Origin of the sequence: Streptomyces sp. NPDC057137 (genome assembly GCF_042670825.1) — a bacterium.
Lineage (GTDB): Bacteria > Actinomycetota > Actinomycetes > Streptomycetales > Streptomycetaceae > Streptomyces.
In genome coordinates this window covers 1-18,405 of record NZ_JBHUUW010000105.1, presented here as the reverse complement: position 1 = coordinate 18,405, position 18,405 = coordinate 1, and the positions used below count along the sequence as shown (strand labels likewise).

General features: G+C 70.7%; 15 protein-coding genes. 7 read left to right on the top strand and 8 right to left on the bottom strand.

Features of this window, described 5'->3' with window-relative positions; all coding sequences use genetic code 11:
• Positions 1–100: 100 nt before the first annotated feature.
• Complete coding sequence (locus ACFT9I_RS38470; RefSeq protein ID WP_382572231.1) at positions 101–721, bottom strand: LAETG motif-containing sortase-dependent surface protein; 621 nt, start codon at positions 719–721, stop codon at positions 101–103.
• Positions 722–995: 274 nt separating this feature from the next.
• On the opposite strand from ACFT9I_RS38470, the gene ACFT9I_RS38465 reads away from it, so the two are divergent.
• From ACFT9I_RS38465 to ACFT9I_RS38440, 6 genes are all read left to right on the top strand, one after another.
• The gene (locus tag ACFT9I_RS38465) at positions 996–2,462 is read left to right on the top strand and encodes a PQQ-dependent sugar dehydrogenase (protein WP_382572230.1); all 1,467 of its coding nucleotides are present in this window, start codon (positions 996–998) and stop codon (positions 2,460–2,462) included.
• A complete protein-coding gene (locus ACFT9I_RS38460) occupies positions 2,452–3,384 on the top strand; it encodes a LamG-like jellyroll fold domain-containing protein (RefSeq protein ID WP_382572228.1) in 933 nt (310 codons plus the stop codon). The genes ACFT9I_RS38465 and ACFT9I_RS38460 overlap by 11 nt, the downstream gene beginning before the upstream one ends.
• Before the next feature lie 54 nt (positions 3,385–3,438).
• Positions 3,439–4,758 carry an NAD(P)/FAD-dependent oxidoreductase gene (locus tag ACFT9I_RS38455; RefSeq protein WP_382572227.1) on the top strand — a complete coding sequence of 440 codons (1,320 nt, stop codon included), beginning with the start codon at positions 3,439–3,441 and terminating at the stop codon, positions 4,756–4,758.
• A gap of 3 nt (positions 4,759–4,761) precedes the next feature.
• Positions 4,762–5,064 carry a 4a-hydroxytetrahydrobiopterin dehydratase gene (locus tag ACFT9I_RS38450; RefSeq protein ID WP_382572226.1) on the top strand — a complete coding sequence of 101 codons (303 nt, stop codon included), beginning with the start codon at positions 4,762–4,764 and terminating at the stop codon, positions 5,062–5,064.
• Between the two features lie 50 nt (positions 5,065–5,114).
• Entirely contained in the window at positions 5,115–6,071 is a 957-nt protein-coding gene (locus ACFT9I_RS38445; RefSeq protein ID WP_382572224.1) for an AraC family transcriptional regulator, read from the top strand.
• 79 nt (positions 6,072–6,150) lie between these two features.
• The gene (locus tag ACFT9I_RS38440; RefSeq protein ID WP_382572223.1) at positions 6,151–6,837 is read left to right on the top strand and encodes a hypothetical protein; all 687 of its coding nucleotides are present in this window, start codon (positions 6,151–6,153) and stop codon (positions 6,835–6,837) included.
• 133 nt (positions 6,838–6,970) lie between these two features.
• Here ACFT9I_RS38440 and ACFT9I_RS38435 read toward each other — a convergent pair whose 3' ends face one another.
• From ACFT9I_RS38435 to ACFT9I_RS38425, 3 genes are all read right to left on the bottom strand, one after another.
• Positions 6,971–7,810, bottom strand: a complete 840-nt coding sequence (locus ACFT9I_RS38435) for an aldo/keto reductase (RefSeq protein WP_382572221.1) — start codon at positions 7,808–7,810, stop codon at positions 6,971–6,973.
• Positions 7,811–7,911: 101 nt separating this feature from the next.
• Entirely contained in the window at positions 7,912–9,711 is a 1,800-nt protein-coding gene (locus ACFT9I_RS38430; RefSeq protein ID WP_382572220.1) for an AMP-dependent synthetase/ligase, read from the bottom strand.
• A 335-nt stretch (positions 9,712–10,046) separates the two neighbouring features.
• Positions 10,047–10,985: a LysR substrate-binding domain-containing protein gene (locus tag ACFT9I_RS38425; protein ID WP_382572234.1), complete on the bottom strand. Its 939-nt coding sequence runs from the start codon at positions 10,983–10,985 to the stop codon at positions 10,047–10,049.
• 202 nt (positions 10,986–11,187) lie between these two features.
• On the opposite strand from ACFT9I_RS38425, the gene ACFT9I_RS38420 reads away from it, so the two are divergent.
• Complete coding sequence (locus tag ACFT9I_RS38420) at positions 11,188–12,267, top strand: bile acid:sodium symporter family protein (protein ID WP_382572232.1); 1,080 nt, start codon at positions 11,188–11,190, stop codon at positions 12,265–12,267.
• A 238-nt stretch (positions 12,268–12,505) separates the two neighbouring features.
• Here the strand turns inward: ACFT9I_RS38420 and fdhD are convergent, their stop codons facing one another.
• The 4 genes from fdhD to ACFT9I_RS38400 all read right to left on the bottom strand — a co-directional run bounded on the left by fdhD (position 12,506) and on the right by ACFT9I_RS38400 (position 18,292).
• Positions 12,506–13,345, bottom strand: a complete 840-nt coding sequence (fdhD, locus tag ACFT9I_RS38415) for a formate dehydrogenase accessory sulfurtransferase FdhD (protein WP_382572218.1) — start codon at positions 13,343–13,345, stop codon at positions 12,506–12,508.
• Between the two features lie 64 nt (positions 13,346–13,409).
• A complete protein-coding gene (locus ACFT9I_RS38410; protein ID WP_382572216.1) occupies positions 13,410–14,267 on the bottom strand; it encodes a 2Fe-2S iron-sulfur cluster-binding protein in 858 nt (285 codons plus the stop codon).
• Complete coding sequence (locus ACFT9I_RS38405) at positions 14,264–16,327, bottom strand: NAD(P)H-dependent oxidoreductase subunit E (protein WP_382572215.1); 2,064 nt, start codon at positions 16,325–16,327, stop codon at positions 14,264–14,266. Before ACFT9I_RS38405 ends, ACFT9I_RS38410 begins: the two co-directional genes overlap by 4 nt.
• Positions 16,328–16,333: 6 nt before the next feature.
• The gene (locus ACFT9I_RS38400; protein ID WP_382572213.1) at positions 16,334–18,292 is read right to left on the bottom strand and encodes a molybdopterin oxidoreductase family protein; all 1,959 of its coding nucleotides are present in this window, start codon (positions 18,290–18,292) and stop codon (positions 16,334–16,336) included.
• Between the last annotated feature and the right edge of the window lie 113 nt (positions 18,293–18,405).

The window sequence follows — 18,405 nt, the reverse complement described above, 5'->3', positions numbered from 1 at the left end:
GGCGGGCACTCACGTGCCCGCCGGCCGACGGCGGTTCTGCGTCCGTCGGCGGTTGTGCCCGCCGTGCGTCGGCAGTTGTCAGCGATGGTCGCGCGGTGGGTCAGTTCCCCACGGCGCGGCGCTTGCGCGCGGCCCACGTGATGCCCGCACCGGCCACGAGTATGACGGCGGCGGCGCCCGCGATCAGCGGCGTGGTGCTGGAGGAACCCGTCTCGGCGAGGTCGTCACCGGCGGGGCTGGGCTGCGACGAGGGAACCTCGGCCGCCGCGCTCGTCTTGCTCGGCTCGGGCTTCGCCTCGGTCGGCGTGGGCTCGGGCTTGTCCGTCGGCGGCGTCGTGGACGGCGTCGGCTCCGGCTCGGTGCCCTCGCAGACCGGCGCGGTCTTGGTGTCGTCGAGCGAACCGTCGTTGCCCGAACCGTCCACCACCACGAGGTGGAGGGACAGTTCCTTCGTGTGCTCGGGCAGTTCGATCTTCTTGTGGAACTCGCCACCGAACTTCTCGGTGGACAGCAGGTCCTTGCCGTCGACCGTCAGGGTCACCGTGTTCTCTTTGTCGGCGGTGTAGTTGACGAGATCGACGCTCACCTCCGAGCAGGTCACGGCCCAGGCCGGGGTGTGCGCCACCGCCGGGGCGACGAAGAGGCCGACACCGAGCGCACTCGCCGCCGCGACCGTCACGAGCGCCCCGGGGCGTCGCCACGATCTGTTGAATACAGTCACTGAATCCTCCGCGTTGACTGCGCCGTCCAGGATGACGGCGCGCGCGCACAGTACCGCCATTCGAGACCGACTCCCCACGCACCCCTACTGACTTGACCGTCCCATGGGGCTGTTGTGCCCGAAATCGGTGTGCACGCCACTTTGCTTGCTCCGGGCCCCTTGCCGCGCCTCTGTCTCGTTTGTAACTTGGCGCAGATGCTTCGCTGGAAGCGCTTTCTGTGCGGTCGGGAGCGGTATGCCCGAGCCGTACGTCCGAGCCGATGAGGTGAGCGGGATGCCCAAGCCCGGAAAAACAGGCAGAACAGCCAGACGCCATCTGGCCGTCGCGGCGGGCGTGTTGCTGATGGCGCTGTTCGTGCCGCCGGCCGCCGCGCGTGAGGACGGGCCGATCGCCGATCCGCTGCCCGATCCGACACTCTCCGAAATTGGCCTGGTTCTTGACGAGTTCTCGACGCTCCCCAGGTCGACATCGGTACCGCCGCCGACCGACGACCGGCTGAAGCGCTGGGCCCGGATCAATTTCGTCGGTGAAGTCCCCGACGGATCGGGCCGGTTGTACGTCCCCGACCTCAACGGGAAACTGCACCTGCTGAACAGCGCGGGCGCGCCCACCGAGTATCTGGACCTCGGCGCGGCCGTCGGCCCCGACTTCTGGTCCCACCAGGGGCTCGGCAGCGGCTTCGGATTCGTCGCGTTCCACCCGGAGTTCGCCGACAACGGCACGTTCTACACCGTCCACACCGAGGCCAGGGGCGCGCTGGGCAAACGCCCGGACCTGCCCTCCGGCGGAGTCACGGTGGTCCACAGCGTCGTCACCGAATGGACGGCCGACGACCCGGCCGCCGCGACCTTCGACGGCTCGCGCCGCGAGGTGATGCGGCTCGGCTTCCAGGGCACCCTCCACACCATCCAGGAGATCAACTTCAACCCCAACTCCCGCCCCGGGGACGAGGATTACGGTCTGCTCTACATCGCGGCCGGGGACGGCGGAGCGGGCTGGCGCAGTTCGGTGCCGCAGGATCTGTACGTACCGCAGGGCAAGATCCTGCGCATCGACCCGAGCGGCGACAACGGCCCCGGCGGCAAGTACGGCATCCCGCCGGCCAACCCCTTCGTCCAGCGCCAGTACGTGCTCGGCGAGATCTACGCGTACGGCTTCCGCGACCCGCACCGGTTCAGCTGGGACTCCGGCGGCAGCGGCCAGCTGTTCGTCGGGAGCATAGGGGAGCACCGCATCGAGTCCGTGTACGACGTCAGGGCCGGTGACAATCTGGGCTGGAGCGACCGCGAGGGACCCTTCGAGTTCCGCAAGGAGGGCAACCCGACCTGTGGCGTCTACCAACTCCCGGACAACGACGAGCAGTACGGGTACACGTATCCCGTCGCGGCCTTCGACCACGTCCCGCCGCCGGCCACACCGTGCGCCGACAGCGGCAACGCGCTGATCGGCGGATTCGTCTACCGGGGCGCGGAGATCCCCGAGTTGCGGGGCAAGTACGTCTACGGCGAGGGCGTCGGCGGCCGGATCCTCTACTCCGACGTGGCGGACATGCGCCGCGGCGGGCCGCTCGCCGAGGTCCACCAGTTCAAGGTCCTCGACGCGGCGGGCGCCACGACCTCGATGGCGGAGCTGGCCGGCGACGACCGGGTCGACCTGCGGTTCGGCACGGACAGCGCGGGTGAGCTGTACGTCCTCGCGAAGGCCAACGGGAAGATCTGGAAGGTGACCGATGCGCGCTGACACTCCGACGCGCCGAGCCGCCCCGATCCTGGCTCTGGCCACGACGCTCCTGGTCACGGCGTTCGCCCCGGCGAACGAGCCCGTGGCCGCGCACGTGCCGCGCCCCGTCGTCGCGTACGACTTCGAGCACCCCGTCCCCGGCGACCCGGCCCGCGAACGGGACCGGGGCCGCTCGGGCACCACGCTCGACCTCGTCAACGGCGGCGACCGGTCACGGGTGCGGGACGACGAGCGGCACGGCCGTGTCCTGCGTACCCGCCAGGTCTCGCCCGCGACCGCGAGCACCGACGACTGGAAGGCCGGCGTGTACGGCCCGCAGGGGGTGCCCACCCTGCGCGCCTTCAACGGAAGCCGACAGGTCACCGTCATGGGCTGGTTCCGGATGACCGCCGAGAATCCGGCGCCCAACACCAACACCGCCGACCCGGACGACCGTTACGACGCGATCGGCCTGGCCGGGATCCTCTCGGGCACCTCGCAGGGCCACGACGTACGCGCCCTGCTCGAACTCATCACGGTCGACGGGGAGATGAAGGTCGTCGCGCTCGGCCGCCGCCTGGACGGCGGGCGTTCACAGACGTACGCCGCCGACGCCGACTGGCGGCAGATCCTGCCGCCCGACACCTGGGTGTCCCTCGCCGCGACGTTCGACTTCGACACCGGCACGATGGCGCTGTACCGCGACGGCCGCCCGCTGCCCGGCCGGTACACCGTGCCCGGCGACCCGTGGGCGGTGGACGGACCACCGGAACCCGACGCCGCGTCGCCCACCGATCCGCGCGGCATCAAGATCGGCGGCAGCTATCCGCAGAACACCCAGGAGGGCAATCCCTGCGACTGCCGGATGGACGACCTGATGTTCTTCGACCGGGTGCTGACGCCCGCCGAGATCAGGTCGCAGTACCGGCGGACGGGAGGATAATGGCTAAGGGGGCAGTAGTCCGTACGACCCGATACGCACAGTCCGGAGTCGAACGTGAGCCGTTCCCGCATCGTCGTCGTCGGAGCCGGGTTCGCCGGCTTCGAGGCCGCCCGTACGCTCTCCCGGCGCGTACGGGACGAGGCCGAAGTCGTCCTCCTCAACCCCACCGACTATTTCCTCTATCTGCCGCTCCTGCCGCAGGTGGCCGCCGGAATCCTGGAGCCGCGCCGGGTGACCGTCTCCCTGCCCGGCGCGCTGCCCCGCGTACGCGTCGTGCTCGGCGAGGCCGGGCACATCGACCTGGACAAACGGCTCGTGCGGTACACGGGCCCCGAGGGCGAGCGGGGCGAGCTGACGTACGACCGGCTCGTCCTCGCCGTCGGCAGCGTCAACAAACTGCTGCCGATCCCGGGCGTCGCCGAGTACGCGCACGGCTTCCGGGGCCTGCCCGAAGCCCTGTACCTGCGCGACCACGTCACCCGCCAGATCGAACTCGCCGCCGCCGGAGACCCCGCCGACAGCGACACGCGCACCACCTTCGTGGTGGTCGGCGCGGGCTACACCGGCACCGAGGTCGCCGCCCAGGGCAAGCTGTTCACCGACGCCCTGATCCGCCGACAGCCCGGCTGGGAACGGAAACTGGCCCCGCGCTGGCTGCTCCTCGACATCGCGCCCAGGGTCCTGCCCGAGCTGGACAGCAAGCTCTCCGACATCGCCGACCGCGTACTGCGCAGGCGCGGGGTCGACGTCCGCACCGGCACCTCGGTCACGGAGGCCACCCCGAAGGGCGTTCAGCTCGACGACGGGGACTTCGTCGAGACCCGGACCCTCGTCTGGTGCGTCGGCGTACGGCCCGACCCGCTGGTCGCCGAGGTAGGACTGCCCGTCGAACGCGGCAGGCTGCTGGTCGATCCGCAGCTGGGCGTGCCCGGCCACCCCGAGGTCTTCGCGTGCGGTGACGCCGCCGCCGTACCCGACCTGACCAGGCCCGGCCGGTACACACCCATGACCGCGCAGCACGCGTCCCGCCAGGGCAAGGTGGCCGGGCGCAACGTGGCCGCGTCCCTCGGATACGGGGAGCGGCAGACGTACTCCCACCACGATCTCGGCTTCCTCGTCGACCTCGGCGGGGTCAAGGCCGCGGCCAACCCCCTCGGGGTACCGCTCTCCGGCGCGCTCGCCGGGGCCGTCACCCGCGGCTACCACCTGGCGGCCATGCCCGGGAACCGGATGCGGGTCGCGACGGACTGGATGCTCGACGCCGTACTGCCCCGGCAGTCCGTGCAGCTCGGGCTCGTACGCTCCTACACGGTGCCGCTCGACACCGCGTCCCCCGAACTGGCGAGGGTCCCCGGCGGGCCTCGTGAGGAGTGAGCAATGGCCAAGGAATCACTGACACCGCAGGAGATCGCGGACCGGCTGGCGGCGCTGCCCGAGTGGTCCGTGGAGGACGGGAAGATCACCCGGAGCTACCGGCTCGCCGACCACTTCGCCGCGACGGCGATGGTCGTGCACGTCGCGCGGATCCAGCAGGAGCTGAACCACCACTCCGATCTCACCCTCGGCTACAACACCGTCGACGTGGCGGTGAACTCGCACGACGTGGGCGGGATCACCGACCGTGACTTCGACCTGGCCGTCCGGGTCGAGGAGATCGCCCCCACGCACGGCGCCGGCTGAGCCGCCGACGGCCGTCCCCGCACTCGATGCGGCCGTTTAATCTGGCTGGTATGGACGCACTTGCCGGACTTCTCGACGGACCCCGTGCCCGCGGGGCCTTCCTGCTGCGCATGGTGATGGAACCGCCGTGGTCCGTACGGATCGAGGACCACGCCCCGCTCACCCTGATGTGCGTCACCCGCGGCGAGGCCTGGATCGTCCACGACACCGACCGGGCGCCCGTCCAGGTGCGCCCCGGCGACATCGCGATCGTGCGGGGCCCGGCGGCGTACACCGTCACCGACGCCCCCGGCAGTACACCGCACGCCCGCATCGGCCCCGGCGGCACCTGTCACACGCTGCGCGGCGAACCGCTCGCGCAGTCCATGCGGCTGGGCGTACGGACCTGGGGCAACGCACTCGACGGGTCGTCGACGATGCTCGTCGGTACCTACCAGATGGCGGGCGAGGTCAGCCGGCGGCTGCTCGACGCGCTGCCCGACGTGCTCAAACTGCCCGCCGACGCGTGGGACTGTCCGCTGCTGCCGGTCCTGGACGAGGAGATCTCCCGGGACGACCCGGGCCAGAGCGTCGTACTCGACCGGGTGCTCGACCTGCTGCTGATCGCCGCGCTGCGCACCTGGTTCTCCCGCCCCGACGCGGCGGCGCCCGGCTGGTACCGGGCGATGGGCGACCCCGTGGTGGGCCCGGCGCTGCGGCTGCTCCAGAACGAACCGGCCCACCCCTGGACCGTCGCGTCGCTCGCCGCGAGGTGCGGGGTATCGCGTGCCGCGCTCGCCCGGCGCTTCACCGCGCTGGTGGGGGAGTCGCCGATGGCGTATCTCGCCGACTGGCGGCTGTCGTTGGCCGCCGACCGGCTGCGGGAGACGGACGCGACGGTCGAGTCGATCGCCCGGCAGGTCGGCTACGGCGGCTCGTTCGCGCTGAGCGCGGCGTTCAAGCGGGTACGGGGCATCAGCCCGCAGGAACACCGCGCGGGGAAACCGGAGTTGGTGAGCGGGGGATAGCCCCAGGGACGGTTCGGGTGGCGCCCCGAGTGACGTGTCATCGGGCCGCTGGGAAGGTTCGAGCATGAACCTGACGAACATGAATCGACCCGGTACCAGCACGCTGTTCGCGGCGGCGCCCACGCTCTTCCTCGGCGGCTGGCTGCTGATGCGCCCGATCGACGGGCAGTCCGAGCCCGGCGGCTGGTGGACGGCCGCGCACGCGGTGTGGCTCGCGGGCTTCGTGCTGTTCGCCGCGATGGCTCTGCGCTTCCGCGAGAGCGCCGGGGCGCGGACCAGGGGGCAACGGATCGCACTGAACACGAGCGTCGTGGTCGTCCTGCTCAGCGCGCTGGCGAACATCGTCCAACTGACCATCGACCTCGCGGGCGGCTTCACCTCGGCGAACAGCGCCGAACTCAAGGACGCCTTCGCCGGGGTGAAGGAGATCCCCGGCGCCGAAGCGGTCGTCTACGGCATCGGGGCGCAGGTGATCTTCGTCGGACTGGTCGTCTTCGCGATCCTGGCCGCGGTGGTACGGCGTGGTACGCCCATGTCGGCCGCGCTGGTGACCGCGGGGACCGTCGTGATGGCGATCGGCATGGGCTTCGGCCGCAACCACTGGAGTGTGCCCGCGGGCATGGTCTGCCTGCTCGCTGGGCTGGCGCTGCTGGGCCGTGAACTGGGTGAGTACCAGGAGCGGTCTGTTCCCGATGCCGGACGCGCCGAGGTCGCCCGTCCGGCTCTCGCGGACATCGCACCTGGTGCTGTGGCCGGGGAGCGTTGACGGGGTCGCGCGGCTCGTGGGCCGCGCTCGTCCTCAGTCGCCGGACGGGCTTCATGCCGATCCGGCGACCGAGGACAGAAGCGCCGGCCCGTCCGGCGACTGAGGGCACAAGCGGCAGCCCGACAGCGCCGACTCAGCTGTCGAACGTGTCCGGGTCGCTGCCGAGCCGGGTGCCGGAGTCCAGGGCGGCCAAAGCCGCCAGGTCCTCGGCGTCCAGCTCGAAGCCGAACGGGTCGAAGTTCTCCTTGATCCGCGACGGCGTCACGGACTTCGGGATCGCCACGTTGCCGAGCTGAAGGTGCCAGCGCAGCACGGTCTGCGCGGCGGTCCTGCCGTGCTTCCTGGCGATCGCCAGGACCGTCGGGACCTCCAGCAGCCCCTTGCCGGAGCCCAGCGGCGACCAGGCCTCCGTCACGATGCCGTGCTCGGCGTGGAGAGCACGCACCTCGGCCTGCTGGAACTGCGGGTGCAGCTCCACCTGGTTGACCGCGGGCACGACCGACGTCTCGGCCAACACCCGCCGCAGCTGCGGCGGGTGGAAGTTGGACACACCGATGGCCCTGGCCCGGCCGCTCTCGGCGATCTCCTCGAACGCGCGCCAGATCGTGAGGTAGTCGTCACGCACGGCGCGCGGCCAGTGGATCAGATAGAGGTCGACATGGTCGAGGGCGAGCCTCGACAGGGACGCGTCGAACGCGCGCAGGACACGGTCGCGCGTCCAGGTCTCCTTCTTGGAGTTCCACAGCTTGGTGGTGACGAAGAGTTCGTCGCGGGCGATCCCGGAGGCGCCGATCGCCTTGCCCGTGCCCTCTTCGTTCCCGTATATCTCCGCCGTGTCGATGCTGCGGTAGCCGACCTCCAGGGCCGTACTCACCGCCCGCGTCGCCTCGTCGTCGGGGACCTGCCAGACACCGAACCCCAGTTGGGGCATCTCGACGCCGTTGTTGAGGGTGAGGGAGGGGACCTTACTCACGTGCGGTTGATCCTTACGTCGTCGGTTGACCGTCAGGCCCACAACGAACACGGGCCCGCCGGCATTCCCTCTCCGGCATTCCCGTGCCCGCGTGCGCCCGCTCAGCGGTAGAGCGCGTTCACCTCGACCTCGTACGCCGTCTCGATCGCCTTGCGCTTGAGCTTGAGCGACGGCGTCAGCAGCCCGTGCTCCTCGCTGAAGGGATGGGCCAGGATCCGGAACGTACGGATCGACTCGGCCTGCGACACCGCCGTGTTGGCCGCCACCACCGCCCGCCGGATCTCCAGCTCCAGATCCGGGTCGCGTACCAGGTCCGCCGGTCGCAGCGGTGCCTTGTCCCGCATCGCGAGCCAGTGCTCGACAGCCTCCTGGTCGACGGTCACCAGCGCGGCGATGTACGGCCGGTCGTTGCCGACCACGATGCACTGGGCGACCAGCGGATGGGCCCGTACGCGCTCCTCCAGACCGGCCGGCGAGACGCTCTTGCCGCCCGACGTCACCAGGATCTCCTTCTTCCGCCCGGTGATGGTCAGATAGCCGTCCTCGTCGAGCGCCCCGAGGTCGCCCGTGGCGAGCCAGCCGTCGCGCAGCACGGCGTCGGTGGCCTTCGGGTCGTTGAGATAGCCCCCGAAGACATGCGCGCCGTGCAGCCACACCTCGCCGTCCTTCGCGATGTGCACGGTGGTGCCGGGAATGGGCTGGCCGACCGTCCCGTACCGGGTGCGCTCCGGCGGGTTGGCCGTCGCCGCCGCGCTGGACTCCGTCAGGCCGTACCCCTCGAAGACCGTGACGCCGGCGCCTTCGAAGAACAGGCCGAGCCGCCGGTCCATCCCCGAACCGCCCGACATCGCGTGCCGCACCCGGCCGCCCATGGCGTCGCGCACCTTCGAGTACACGGCCTTCTCGAAGAACTGGTGCTGGATCCGCAGCCCCGTCGACGGGCCGGGGCCGAGCCCGAACGCCCGCTGCTCCATCGCCTCCGCGTGCCTCACGGCCACGTCCACGGCCTTGTCGAAGGGCCCCGCCTTCCCTTGCCGCTCCGCCTTGCGGCGCGCGGCGTGGAAGATCTTCTCGAAGATGTACGGCACGGCCAGGATGAAGCTCGGCCGGAACGCGGCCAGATCCGGCAGCAGTTCACTCGCCCGCATCACCGGCTGGTGGCCGAGCTTCACCCGCCCCCGGACCGCGGCGATCTCCACCATCCGCCCGAAGACGTGCGCCAGCGGCAGGAAGAGCAGCGTCGACGCCTCGTCGCCGCGCTTGGAGTGGAAGACCGGCTCCCAGCGGGCGATCATCGTGTCCGTCTCGAACATGAAGTTCGCGTGCGTGATCACACAGCCCTTGGGGCGGCCGGTGGTGCCCGAGGTGTAGATGACCGTGGCCGTGGAGTCAGGGGTGACCGCCCGGCGGTGCCGGTGCACGACCTCGTCGTCGATCTCGGCGCCCGCGCCGGTCAGTTCGGCGACGGCTCCGGCGTCCAGCTGCCACAGCCGCTTGAGGCGGGGGAGCCGGTCGATCACCGAGCCGACGGTCATCGCGTGGTCCTCGTGCTCGACCACGCAGGCCGACACCTCGGCGTCGTAGAGCATCCAGAAGACCTGCTCGGCGGAGGACGTCGGGTAGACCGGCACGGACTGGGCGCCGATCGTCCAGAGCGCGAAGTCGAAGACCGTCCACTCGTACCGGGTACGGGACATGATCGCGACCCGGTCGCCGAACCGGATGCCGTGCGCCAGCAGCCCCTTCGCCAGGGCCAGCACCTCGTCGCGGAACCCGGCCGAACTCACGTCCCGCCACCGGCCGTCGGCGCCCTTGCGGCCGAGTGCGACCCGGTCGGGATCGGCGGTCGCATGATCGAATACGACGTCCGCCAGCCCACCCACGTGGGGCGCGGACGCCATGGGTCGGACAGTGAACTCGCGCAATGACCTGCTCCTTGTGGCGCTCCGCACGGCGCCGTGACGCTACCCCAAGGGGCTGTCCGGCGGGAGGGAGCGGACGGAAGTGGTGTCTTGGTGTATCGCTCCAGGTCAGAGGCGGGTGGCGGGTTCCGGAGAGAGGCTGGGGACGGGCTTCTGACCGTAGAGTAAGTGCGCTTGGGGGGAATCTCCACCGAATCTGTACGGTGCGATTACGCCCCCCCACCAGGGGCGAGGGGCTTGGCCTGTACCAGTGCCTCGGCCTGGCGGGTTCCCGTCGGTGGCGGGTGGGGTGGGTGGGGCGTGAGGGGCGTGCGTCAGCGCGCGCCGGCAGGGCGGTGCAGACGGTCGCCACCGGCCAGGATGGCGTCGGCGAGCGCGTCGGCCGGGCTCCGGTCGGACGGTCCCCCGGCCCCGGCCCCGGTATGACGACCCTGCCCGCCCGGCTTCGCGTCCTGCCGCCCGTGCCCGTGTCCGTGCAGCAGGACGAAGTCCACGTCGCCCAGCTCCGGCAGCGCCGCGCGGGCCGGCACCGGCACCAAACCCGGCGGGATCAGGCCCCGGCTGTGCGCCATCACGCCGAGCCCCGCGCGGGCCGCCGCGATGAGTCCGCTCAGGCTCGCGCTCGTACAGGCGATACGCCACGCGCGGCCGTCCGCCTCCAGGACCTCCAGTGCGCGGGCGCGGGTGATGCCGGGCGCCGGGAACAGGATCAGCGGCACCGGCCGCTCGGGGTCGATCCGCAGATGCGGCGCCCCGATCCAGGTCAGCGTGGACTGCCAGACCAGTTCGCCGTGCGTGTCACCGCCCCGGCGCTTGGCCAGCACCAGATCCAGCTCGCCGGCCGCCAGTCGCTCGTGCAGCGTGCCGGACAGTTCGACGGTCAGCTCCAGGTCGACCTCGGGATGGTCGGTACGGAACGACTCCAGGATCTCGGGCAGCCGCGTCAGGACGAAATCCTCGGAGGCACCGAAGCGGAGCCTGCCGCGCAGCCGGGTCCCGGAGAAGTACGCCGCCGCGCGCTCGTGAGCGGCGAGGATCGTACGGGCGAAGCCGAGCATGGCCTCGCCGTCCTCGGTCAGCTCGACGCTGTGCGTGTCCCGGGTGAACAGCTGCCGGTCCCCGGCCGCCGCCTCCAGCCGCCGTACGTGCTGGCTGACCGTCGACTGCCGCACGTCCAGCCGCCGCGCGGCCTGCGTGAAACTCAGGGTCTGCGCCACGGCCAGGAAGGTGCGGAGCTGTGCGGGGTCGTACATGTCGTACATGCGGCACAGGGTAGTGCGCGTCATCGCGGAACGTGATGACAGTCAGAGCCGTATGCGGGATTCCCGATCATGCTCGGAACCTGGACCATGGAGAGCGCGCGATCCGTCCCGGAACATGGACAAGATCCGCGACGCGTCCCCAGGCGTCCCCACGTGTACGAGATCCAGAGCACAGCAAGAGCCAGTGGAGCACATGAACCGCCGCCGCACCACGTCCCCTTCGTCCTCTTCCCCGCCCCGGCGGCTGCCGTCCTGGCTGCCCGTCGACCCGTACATCCTCGCCCTCCTCGGCACCGTCGCCCTCGCGGCACTGCTGCCCGCGTGCGGTACCGCGGCGGACGTCGCCGGCGGGGCGTCGACCGGCGCGGTCGCGCTCCTCTTCTTCCTCTACGGCGCCCGGCTCTCGACCCGCGAGGCGATGGACGGGCTCAAGAGCTGGCGGCTCCATCTGACCGTCCTGGCCTGCACGTTCCTGATGTTCCCGCTGCTGGGGCTGGCCGCGCGCGGGCTCGTGCCGTTCGTCCTGACACCGGAGCTTTACAGCGGGCTGCTCTTCCTCTGCCTGGTGCCGTCGACGATCCAGTCGTCCATCGCCTTCACCTCCATGGCACGCGGCAACGTGCCGGCGGCGATCTGCGCCGGGTCCTTCTCCAGCATCGCGGGCATCGTGGTGACGCCACTCCTCGCCGCCCTCCTCCTCGGTGGCGGAGCGAATGGCTTCTCGCCCGATTCGCTGCTGCGGATCGTGGCCCAACTGCTGCTGCCGTTCGTGGCGGGGCAGTTGCTACGGCGCTGGGTCGGCGGGTTCCTCACCCGGCACCGCACCCTGCTGGGCCGGGTGGACCGTGGATCGATCCTGCTGGTCGTCTACACGGCGTTCAGCCAGGGCATGGTCGCGGGAATCTGGCACCAGGTGACTCCGGGGCGGCTCGGTGCGCTGTTCGCGGTCGAGGTGGTGCTGCTCGCGGCGATGCTGACGGTCAGCTGGTACGGGGCGCGGCGGCTGGGCTTCGGTAGGGCGGACCGGGTGGCGATCCAGTTCGCCGGGTCGAAGAAGAGCCTCGCGGCCGGGCTGCCGATGGCGAGCGTGCTGTTCGGTGCGCAGGCCAGCTTGGCGGTCATGCCGCTGATGCTGTTCCACATGCTGCAGTTGGTGGTCTGCGCGATGATCGCGAAGCGCCGCTCACTGGACCCCCAGCCCGATGCTCTGCCGGATGAGCCGCAAGGCAAGCCACTCCCGAAGGAACCCGCACGGGAAGGCCTCCCGGCGTAGAGCCGGCCGAGCGAGGCACCCTGGCGAGTGAGCCGAAGGGGCGCGTCGGTGTCGAAAGGGAGAGCGCGCGGAGGCCCCGAGGAACGAGGGGCTGAGCACGGTCGACCGTCGACATCGACTCAAAGCGCCCCGGAGGCGAACCGAGCCCCCCAAAAAAGGGGGAGGGACCCGGCCGGCGCAGGGGGCGCTCCCCGCCGGCCGGGTCCTTATCCCGTGTATCCCGTGCAGCGGCAGCGCGTCACACCTCGCTGTGGAGGGCGATGCGGTCGTCGCCGGCATACACGTTCATGGAGGGGCCGCGGAGGAAGCCGACGAGGGTCAGCCCGGTCTCCGCGGCGAGGTCGACGGCGAGCGACGACGGTGCGGAGACCGCCGCCAGGACCGGGATTCCGGCCATCACCGCCTTCTGCGCGAGTTCGAAGGATGCGCGGCCCGACACCAGCAGGATCACCCGTGACAGCGGCAGCAGCCCTTGCTGGAGTGCTCGTCCGACGAGTTTGTCGACGGCGTTGTGGCGGCCCACGTCCTCCCGGATGTCGAGAAGTTCACCGTCCTCGGAGAACAGGGCGGCGGCGTGCAGACCCCCGGTCCGGTCGAAGACCTGCTGTGCCGCCCGCAACCGGTCGGGGAGGAGGGAGAGCAGAGCCGGTTCGACGCGGACCGGGGGAGTGTCGGCGATCGGGAAGCGCGCCGTGGTGCGTACGGCGTCGAGGCTGGCCTTGCCGCACAGGCCGCACGAGGACGTGGTGTAGACGTTGCGTTCGAGCGTGATGTCCGGCATCGGGACGCCGGGCGCGAGCTGGACGTCCACCACGTTGTACGTGTTTCTGCCGTCGTCCGTCGCCCCGGCGCAGTACACGATCGAGCGGACGTCCTCGGCGGAGCCGAGGACGCCTTCGCTGACCAGGAATCCGGCGGCGAGCGCGAAGTCGTCGCCGGGGGTGCGCATGGTGATGGCGAGCGGCTTGCCGTTCAGCCGGATCTCCATGGGCTCCTCGGCCACGAGGGTGTCGGGGCGGGTGGTGACGGCACCGTCCCTGATGCGGATGGTGCGGCGGCGCTCGGTGACCCGTCCCATGGTGATCCTCCCCGTTCCTCGTTCGGTCGGACGAAGCGTCGCGGTGCCTCGTGCCGTGGGTCCGTCAGTGCTGCTGTGCGTGCTGGTAGCCGAAGCGGCCCTTGATGCACAGGTTGCCGTGGGTCACCGGGTTGTCGTGCGGTGAGGTGACCTTGACGATCTCATTCTCCTGTACGTGCAGGGTGAGGTTGCAGCCCACGCCGCAGTACGCGCAGATTGTCGTGGTCTCGGTCTGTGCCGACTCGTTCCAGGTGCCGGCCTCGCGCATGTCGAATTCCGACTTGAAGCTGAGGGCGCCGGTGGGGCAGACCTCGATGCAGTTGCCGCAGTAGACGCACGCCGATTCGGGGAGGGCCACGGCGTGCTCGGTGGAGATCCGGGCGTCGAAGCCGCGGCCGGCGACGGAGATGGCGAAGGTGTTCTGCCACTGGTCGCCGCACGCGTCGACGCATTTGTAGCAGAGGATGCATTTGTCGAGGTCCCGGACGTAGAGATCGTTGTCGATCTTCGGTGTCTCGTTGACCCGGGCGGCGTCGGGCCCGAACCGGTCGGGCTTGGCCTCGTACTCCTTGATCCACTCGGCCGCGCGCGGTGTCGTGGACAGGTCGGTGGACGACGCGAGCAGTTCCAGGACGACCTTGCGGCTGGTCCTGGCGCGCTCGGAGTCCGTGAGGACCTGCATCCCTGCCTCGGCCCGGCGTGAGCACGCCGGGGCGAGCGTACGGGCGCCCTCGACCTCCACGACGCAGACGCGGCACGCGTTCTTCGGTGTGAGTGTGTCGCCCTCGCAGAGCGTCGGGATGTCCTTGCCGGCGGCCCGGCAGGCGTCCAGGATCGTGGAGCCCTCGGGGACCCTGGTGGGCTCGCCGTCGAGTGTGAACTCAAGCAGACGGCGCGGCAGTTGAAGAGGTATGACGGTCACTTGTAAGCCCCCAGACGGTCGATGGCGGACTCGACGGCGTTCCATGCGGTCTGTCCCAGACCGCAGATGGAGGCGTCGCGCATGGTCTGTCCGACCTCGCGCAGCAGCGCGATGTCGTCGGACGCCTCGGCGCCCGTGCGGTCCTTGATGCGGTGCAGCGCCTCTTCCTGGCGGACGGTGCCGACCCGGCAGGGCACGCACTGACCGCAGGATTCGTCGCGGAAGAACTCGGCGATGCGCAGCAGCGTCCGGGGCAGGGCGACGGTGTCGTCCATGACGAGGATCACGCCGGAGCCGAGGGTGGTGCCGGCGGCCCTGGTGCCCTCGAAGGTGAGCGGGATGTCCCGCTCGTCGGGCCGTACGAAACCGCCGGCCGCGCCGCCGAGCAGGATGGCCTTGATCTCGGTCGGTGTGCCCGCGAGGTCGAGGAGTTCGCCGAGCGTGGCGCCGAACGGCAGCTCGTAGATGCCGGGCCGCTCCACGTTGCCGGAGACGCAGAAGAGCTTCGGTCCGGTGGAGTTCCCGGTGCCGATCGCCGCGTACGCCTCGGCGCCCATCGTCAGGATGGGCAGCACGTTGATCAGCGTCTCGACGTTGTTGGCGGCCGTCGGCTTGCCGAACAGGCCTTTCTCCACCGGGAACGGCGGCTTGGAGCGCGGTTCGCCGCGGAAGCCCTCGATGGAGTTGAAGAGGGCCGTCTCCTCGCCGCAGATGTACGCCCCGGCGCCCCGGCGGATCTCGATGTCGAAGGCGTAGCCCTGGCCGAGGACGTCGTCACCGAGGAAGCCGCGGAGCCGGGCCTGGGTGAGGGCGTTCTCCAGCCGGTGCAGGGCGCGCGGGTACTCGCCGCGCAGATAGAGGTAGCCGACGTGGGCGCCGGTGGCGTAACCGGCGATCGTCATGGCCTCGATCAGGGCGAACGGGTCGCCCTCCATGATCACCCGGTCCTTGAAGGTGCCGGGCTCGGATTCGTCGGCGTTGCAGACCAGGTAGTGCGTCCGCTCGGGCTGGGACGCGGTGGCCTGCCACTTGCGCCCGGTGGGGAAGGCGGCGCCGCCCCGGCCGAGCAGTCCGGCGTCGGTGACCTCGCGGATCACTCCGGCCGGTCCGATGTCGAACGCCCGCCGCAGGGCGCCGTATCCGCCGTGGGAGCGGTAGTCGTCGATGCTGTACGGGTCGACGACGCCGACCCGTTGGAGCAGCAGGAGTCCTTCCTGCCCGGCCTGCGGTACGGCCAGGGCGGCGGAGGGCTCCTCGGGGGCGTCCTCCGGGGCCGTGGCCGCGTCGACCAGCGCGTCGACGGTGGCCGGTGCGACGACGGCGAACGCCTGCCGCCGGGGGGCGGGTTCGGCCGAGGCGCCGTTGACGGGCCTGCGCAGGGGAGTGACGACCGCGCCGTTCGAGGCGAGATCCGCCCGGATGGGGGTGACTTCGGCGCCGCCGCCGTCACCGCCGTCCGTCTCCTCCGGCCGGTCCCGGCGGTTCGCCAGGGCCGAGGCACCGACGTCCTTGAGCCGGGGGTCGCGCTGCGCCGGCACCGTGTCGGACGGGGTGCCCGCCTGCAACACCAGTGCCGCCGGGGCCCGTTCGCACAGCCCCAGGCACGGGCTGGACTGCCAGACCGCTCCATCGAGGGCAGCGCCCGCCGTGCCCGGGGCCCCTATCCGTTCCTCCAGATCCGCGCAGACCTTGGCGGACCCCTTCGCCGCGCACGCCAGGTCGGTGCAGACATGCAGCACCTTGGCGGGCCGGGGCTTGACCGCGAACATCGCGTAGAACGTCGCCACGCCGTACGCCTCGGCCGGCGGCACCGTGAGCCGCCGGCACAGGTAGGCGAGCGCGCCCTCGCTGATCCAGCCCACGCGGTCGTTGACGGCGTGCAGCCCCGGCAACAGCAGGTCGCGCCGTTCGCGTGCTTCGCGACCACCGCGGGCCCAGCGAAGATCCGCGTCCGAGCGGTCCTCCGCGCCTTCCCACGCCGACGTCGCGGGACCGAGCAGCGAGTCGACCGCCGCCCGTTCCTCGTCCGTCGGTTTGCTGTCACCGAAGTGCAGATCCACTGATTCTCAGCTCCTCGCTGCTGTCGCGGACATCTCTGTCGCGCTCGCGGGCAACTTCTCGATCCGGATGGCCGAGGCCTTGAACTCGGCGGTGCCGGCGATCGGGCAGTTCGCCTCGATCGTCAGCTGGTTGGTGTCCACCTCGTCCGGGAAATGCATGGTCATGAAGGCCAGTCCGGGACGCAGCCCGCGGTCGATCCACACCGGGGCCCGCACCGTGCCGCGCCGTGAGGAGATCTGGACCTCCTCGCCGACCTCGACCCCGTACGACTCCGCGTCCTCCGGGCACAGCTCCAGATACTCGCCGCGGCGCAGCGGGGAGGCGAAACTCCCGCTCTGCACACCGGTGTTGTACGAGTCGAGCCGCCGTCCCGTGGTGAGCCTGATCGGGTACTGATCGTCCGTCAGATCCACCGGCGGGTCGTGCTTCACGATGCCGAACGGGGCGAGCCTGCCGCGCCTGGCGGGGTCCGCGTCCCACAACCTGCCGTGCAGATAGGTGGGTTCGATCCGCTCGGTGTCGGGGCACGGCCACTGGATGCCCTGGTGCTCGGCCAGCCGCTCGTACGTCATCCCGTAGTGGTCGGGCGACAGGGCGCGCAGCTCGTTCCAGACGGTCTCCGCGTCCGCGAACTTCCACGGGTGTCCGAGCCGGCCCGCTAGGTCGCAGATGATGTCGATGTCCTCGCGCGCCTCGCCCGGCGGGTCGAGTGCCTTGCGTACGCGCTGGACCCGGCGCTCACTGTTGGTGCTGGTGCCGTCGGTCTCGCACCAGGCGGCGGTGGCGGGCAGGACCACGTCCGCCAGTTCGGCCGTCTTGGTGAGGAAGATGTCCTGCACGACCAGACAGTCGAGCGCCTTCAGCCGGGTCATGGCCTGTTCGCTGTCGGCCTCGGACTGCGCGGGGTTCTCGCCGATGCAGTAGACGGCCTTGAGGTCGCCGGTCTCCATCGCCTCGAACATGTCGGTCAGGTTGAGGCCGTAGTGGGGCTGGATCACGGTGTCCCACGCGGTCTCGAACTTCCGCCGTACATCCGGTTCGAGGATGTCCTGGAAGCCCGGCAGCCGGTTGGGGATGGCCCCCATGTCGCCGCCGCCCTGCACATTGTTCTGCCCGCGCAGGGGCTGGACCCCGGAGCCGTACCGTCCGACGTGCCCGGTGAGCAGCGACAGATTGATCAGCGCCCGGACGTTGTCCGTGCCGTTGTGGTGCTCGGTGATACCGAGCGTCCAGCACAACTGGGCCCGCTCGGCGCGGGCGTAGGCGTGGGCGAGGTCGCGGATCGCCGCGGCGGGCACGCCCGTCACCTTCTCGGCGACCGTGAGCGTCCACGGCTCGACCTCGGCCGCGTACTCCTCGAAGCCGGTGGTGGCCTGCTCGACGAACGCCTTGTTGTGCAGGCCGGCGTGGATGATCTCGCGGCCCACGGCATGGGCGAGCGGGATGTCCGTACCGACGTTGAGCCCCATCCAGCTCTCGGCCCACTCGGCGGTGGTGGTGCGCCGGGGGTCGACGGCGTACATCCGCGCGCCGTTCCTGATCCCCTTGAGGACGTGCTGGAAGAAGATGGGGTGCGCGAAGCGGGCGTTGGAGCCCCACATCACGATCAGATCCGTGTGCTCGACCTCCGCGTACGAGGAGGTGCCGCCGCCGGATCCGAAGGCCGCGGAGAGACCGGCGACGCTCGGGGCGTGACAGGTCCTGTTGCAGGAGTCGACGTTGTTGGTGCCCATCACCACACGCGCGAACTTCTGCGCGACGTAGTTCATCTCGTTGGTGGCCCGTGCGCAGGAGAACATGCCGAACGCGCCGCGCGCGGCACCCAGTCCCTCGGCCGCCCGGTCCAGTGCTTCTTCCCAGGTCGCCTGCCGGAACGGGCCGCCCTTCTCGTCCCGCACCAGCGGGTGTTCGAGCCTGGCGTAGGTCTTCGGCGTGCGATCCCGCCTTCTTGCGCTGCTTTTCACGCTGCGCTCCCTCATGAGTCATGGCCTGTGGCCGCGCCATTGCATACAGTATCCCGATGGCTCGCGAGAAGCGGAAGCCTTGCGTAGGGGTTTTGTGTGGGCCTGGTTCGTCC